4 protein-coding genes are annotated in these 4,379 nt (G+C 50.6%); 1 reads left to right on the top strand and 3 read right to left on the bottom strand.

Annotated elements, in window-relative coordinates; genetic code table 11:
• The 3 genes from hmpF to IQ270_RS28550 all read right to left on the bottom strand — a co-directional run.
• The coding region (hmpF, locus tag IQ270_RS28560; protein WP_193976497.1) for a pilus motility taxis protein HmpF at positions 1–1,677 on the bottom strand (1,677 nt) is incomplete at its 3' end.
• 36 nt (positions 1,678–1,713) lie between these two features.
• The gene (locus tag IQ270_RS28555) at positions 1,714–1,962 is read right to left on the bottom strand and encodes a hypothetical protein (RefSeq protein ID WP_193976496.1); all 249 of its coding nucleotides are present in this window, start codon (positions 1,960–1,962) and stop codon (positions 1,714–1,716) included.
• Positions 1,963–2,394: 432 nt separating this feature from the next.
• The gene (locus IQ270_RS28550) at positions 2,395–2,607 is read right to left on the bottom strand and encodes a hypothetical protein (RefSeq protein WP_193976495.1); all 213 of its coding nucleotides are present in this window, start codon (positions 2,605–2,607) and stop codon (positions 2,395–2,397) included.
• Positions 2,608–3,011: 404 nt separating this feature from the next.
• Here IQ270_RS28550 and IQ270_RS28545 point away from each other — a divergent pair, with 404 nt between their 5' ends.
• Positions 3,012–4,250 (top strand): response regulator, encoded by a 1,239-nt coding sequence (locus IQ270_RS28545; protein ID WP_193976498.1) that lies wholly within the window; start codon positions 3,012–3,014, stop codon positions 4,248–4,250.
• Positions 4,251–4,379: the final 129 nt, after the last annotated feature.

Raw genomic sequence — 4,379 nt, 5'->3', positions numbered from 1 at the left:
CTGCTGCACGCGATCGAGTTCCCCCCCCACCGCTTCCAGCTTGAGGCGCAGCCCGCTCAAATTGTCCTGCACCGGTTGCAACATTTCTTGATAAACATTCACCCGGCCCCAGAGTTCCGCCACCGCACCTTTCTGGTTGAACAAATTCTGTTCTAACTGCTTGAGTTCGTAACGTTTCGACTCACTTTCCACATTTTGGCGGTTGACATTTTCCTCAATTTGAGATATCGCCTGCTGCACCTGCTGAATTTCATTTTCCAGCCTTTGCAATTCTTGGCTTTGCTGCTGGCGCACAGAATTGATCTGTGCCGCGAGCGGTTCCCAATCAATATCTCCGGGATCTTGTTTTGGAGCATTAGCAGTACCCAAGCGGCGCCACAGCACCCCCTGATGCTGCTTTAAAAAATCTTCCCGTTCCTGCAAGCGGAGGCGCTGTCCCACCAGAGTTTCATTCAACATTTGATAGCTTTCGAGTTCGTCAGCCATTTCATTTTCCAAAGCCATGCGATCGTACTCCGAAGCCGCTTGAATTTTCGCTTGCAGCTCCTCAATAGTCTCCCGCTGGAGAGTCAACTCCTCCTCCTGATCGTTAACAAACCGGAACACCTTTTCCAAATCCTGTTGCAGGTTTTGCACCAGCCCCTGCAACTCCTCAACCGGCATCTGCTCCAGAGCAGACACATCTACTGTCTGCTCAGTACCCCCAGCACCCGCAGCAGACGCCAGCTTAGAAAATTGCTGGTACATATCCTCAACAGCCCGCACCTGCAAAGACATCGACTGAGCCTGCTCCTGCTTAGCGCTGAGGGTACTTTGCTGCCCTTGAAGATCCGCCCGAACTTGTGCCAAAGCATCTTGAGATTGATACCACTCCAGCCAGCGGTTTTGGAGACTCTGAAGTTGTGTGTCCACCTCGGCCTGCTGCTGCTGAGCATTTGCCCGTTTTTGCTCCAACTGCTGCCAGTGCAAATCCAAAATTGCCTGCTGAGCCCCCACAGCACCAAAAGACTGATTCAGTTGTTCCCGAACGCCTTGAGCCGCAGAAATTGCCCCTCCCAGCTTGTTCATCAACTCCTGAATCCTCAAAGCCTGCTGCTCGTCAACCACCGCCCCCTGCGGCATCTGAGACTGCTGAGTCGCCACCTGCTGCTGTTCGCCCCGCAACTGTTCCCAAGCCGTCTCCATTTCCAGCCGGCTGCTGGCGACCTCATCCCGCAGTCGGTTAGCTTCATCGCGAGTATTTTCAATTTCCGAGCGCTGAGCCTCCAGCCGCTCCAACTCCTCCTCCATTTGAGCCAACTGCTCTTCGCGGGCTTGCATTTCCATTTCCCGGCGATTGAGCTCCTGACTCGAAAACGTCAGAGAAGCCTTCCACTGTTCAATTTCCTCTTCCTTATCCTTAAACTTGTCCTGCAAGCGCGAAAAATTTTGCAGAATGCTAACCAACTGGCGGGCCGCCTCCTGAATCCGCTGGACTTGCTTGCTAGCGCTCAACTCCACCAGCACCAGGGTGCCGTCGTTAAACTTATTAGCTTCCTCAACTGGAATCGCGTCATCGCCCGGTACTGCGCTCCAATTGTGTTCGCCCCGCTGACAAGCTAGCAGTTTCAGTTCAGCCTTACCGCCACCGAGACCAAAGCCGCTTCTCTGTTTTTGTACTTCTGCTAGATACAGCACACTAATAGTCCTCTGCTTCGTAAAACCTATCCAAACTTACTTTAAGCTACTTAAAGACCGAAAATATAAGTCGTCTTTAGTGTCGTTTTCCCAATTCGGGGATAGCATCCTTTGCCAACTCTCTCGATCGCTCGCCCACACCACTATACTCCCTGCTGTGCATCCAAAAAGCACTGCCACCGCCCGCTTTGTGGACGAAAGGGAGAGCAGTATCAATGCCCCTTGATTCAAGACTAGCAAAACTGCGGGGATTCTCACAGCCCAAAACCGAAAAAGGTCAGTCATTCGATTTTAGATTAAAGAATTGGATAATGAGAGATTTAAGCTGTTGTGCAAATAAACACTGTATTTGCATTGCAAAAATCCCAAAATCCTCAAATTTTCTCCCCTTCAACATCTTGGACTCTCTCCTGCTCAATCGCCACCAACAATCTAGATGCAGTACAGCTTACTTGCAGCATTCAATCTCGGAGCAGGAACTCGATTTTAAAATTTGAGGCTCGCCACTGGAGATAGTCAGCAACTTGTATCCCATTATTTTCGATCGGTAAATTGGGGCATTGAAAATGTGAGAGTTGAGATTTGAGATTTGAGATCCACTCGACAGACGAATCTGGGAGGTTGGAGTTTCTTCTAAAATTTGTGGCTCGCCACGACAGGAGTACGCGGCACTGTACCGATTTTTGGGCGGTGTCAGTCAAAAACTCTCTATTGATTCTACCAGGCTTTAGTTGCCGAGCGATCGCGGTCTCCTCCTGCTGACCCAAAGCGATCTTCCAAAGCCGGCGGACTACGGATTTGAGCCGCGCTGTCATAGAATAGGGGAATGACGCGAGCCTGTGACTGAGCCGCGGGCGAGCAAAAAGATCGATCGACAGTGAGGATTTTCCTGACAATTGCTAACAAATGTTCATGTTTGACCGCACACAATTTTAGGGTTTAAAACAGAACTCAACCAAAAAGACCAACAGCGCAGGGTAAACATCAAAACTCTGACGCTCCCAGACTTGAACCAGTCGGGAATGCCAGCGTTGTACGCTCCCCAAGCCCGTACAATTGTGCGATGTGGCTTTTGCGAGTTTAGGCAACAGTTGGCATAGAAGGTGAAACTCTACAGTGGGAGAATCTCGCGAGTTTCGCGGTTTCAGGTTATGGACTCGTAGCGCTGCCAACTCGCGTGGCGCTTGCCGCGATCCCTTTCGTCAATTCCCAACTGTACGATCGTCAGCATCAGCGCGTGAACGATCGCGGCAACTCAAGTCTAATCTTTGGGCCAGCACACAGTCTTTCCGAGCTCAGACGCCAACGGTTTTAAAGAGGATACTTTAGTTGCAATGCAGGGAAATTTGAGTGAAATTGACATCCGCAGCATCCTGCAATTGATTGAGTTAGGTCAGCGAACCGGAGAACTGTTCGTAGAGACCTACAGTTCTACCGGCAGCAGCACGGGTACTCAACCTACCCAGCGCTCCCTTGCAGGACAATCCTGGTATGTCTTCTGCTTCAACGGTCAGATTATTTATGCTACCCAGAGTGCGGGCAGTCTGTTTCGCTTGCGCGACTACCTGCGCCGCTACAAAGCAGACACAGCCCTAGACAAAATCCAAGTTCCCTATATGGCATCTACCAATGCCCCAGAATACGGCTACCTGTGGGCCCTGCTAGAAAACCACATTCTCACCCCAGCTCAAGGGCGCAACATCATCCACAGCATGATCCACGAAACCCTGTTTGACTTGCTCAGCCTCCATCAGGGTTCCTTCACTTTTGAAATGGGGTCAGCATTGGCCCCCCAACTCACCAGCTTAGAAATTAGCTCCCTGCTAGCGAAGATTGTCAAACAAGTGCAGCAGTGGAAGCAGTTTCACCCTCACATTCAGTCGCCCAACCAATGCCCGGTCATTTCAGACCCGGCCGAGCTGCAACTGGCGCTGCCTGTCAATACCTTTAATACTCTCAGACGCTGGGCCGACGGCCACACCTCGATCCGCCAGATGGCGCGCTACCTCAACCGAGACGTGTTGACTGTGGCTAAGGCAATTTATCCCTTTGTCCAGCAGGGATTGGTGCAAGTATTTTACGAGCCATCTGTTGGGCTAGCAAACCACCCAAAAGAATGGTCGTCTCCAGAAACCAAGGTCAAAAAAGTTGTCTGTATTGACGATGACAATATTATTCGCAAAACAGTCGAATCAATTTTAAACGAACACGGTTACGAAGCCAATGCCATCGGCAATCCCCTGCAAGCCCTGAGTTTGGTTTTTCAACTCAAACCCGATTTAATTCTGTGCGACATCGCCATGCCGGAACTCGACGGCTACGAAGTTTGCGCTATGCTGCGAAATTCTAGCGCTTTCCGGCAAACGCCGATCGTCATGTTGACAGGGATCGATGGATTTATCGACCGCGTGAAAGCCCGCATGGCCGGAGCTACAGACTTCTACACCAAACCTTTTGGCGAAAGCGAATTATTAATGCTGGTAGAAAAATATGTGGGCCCGGGCTATCCTCGGGCAAATCAATCAGCAAGATCCTCAGGTCGATCGCTCCTAGACGAACTAGAACAAAAATAAATTCCGCATCGGTGCGGTGATTGAAGGTTTTTTGTACCATCCGGGATCAGCGCTGTCACCAATAACCCTCGATCGAAAAGCTCGCGTACATTCTCTGGCGAGCTCCGCATCAACTAGAATATATAAATC

The sequence above is a fragment of the Microcoleus sp. LEGE 07076 genome (assembly GCF_015207455.1).
Lineage (GTDB): Bacteria > Cyanobacteriota > Cyanobacteriia > Cyanobacteriales > Microcoleaceae > Microcoleus.
The sequence above is the reverse complement of the archived record's forward strand: the minus strand, read 5'-3'. Positions and strand labels throughout refer to the sequence as shown.

Bases quoted from the DNA above. Each gene is read 5' to 3' on its own strand.
- IQ270_RS28555 (WP_193976496.1), bottom strand. From the start codon at position 1,962: ATGACTGACCTTTTTCGGTTTTGGGCTGTGAGAATCCCCGCAGTTTTG.
- IQ270_RS28545 (WP_193976498.1), top strand. From the start codon at position 3,012: ATGCAGGGAAATTTGAGTGAAATTGACATCCGCAGCATCCTGCAATTG.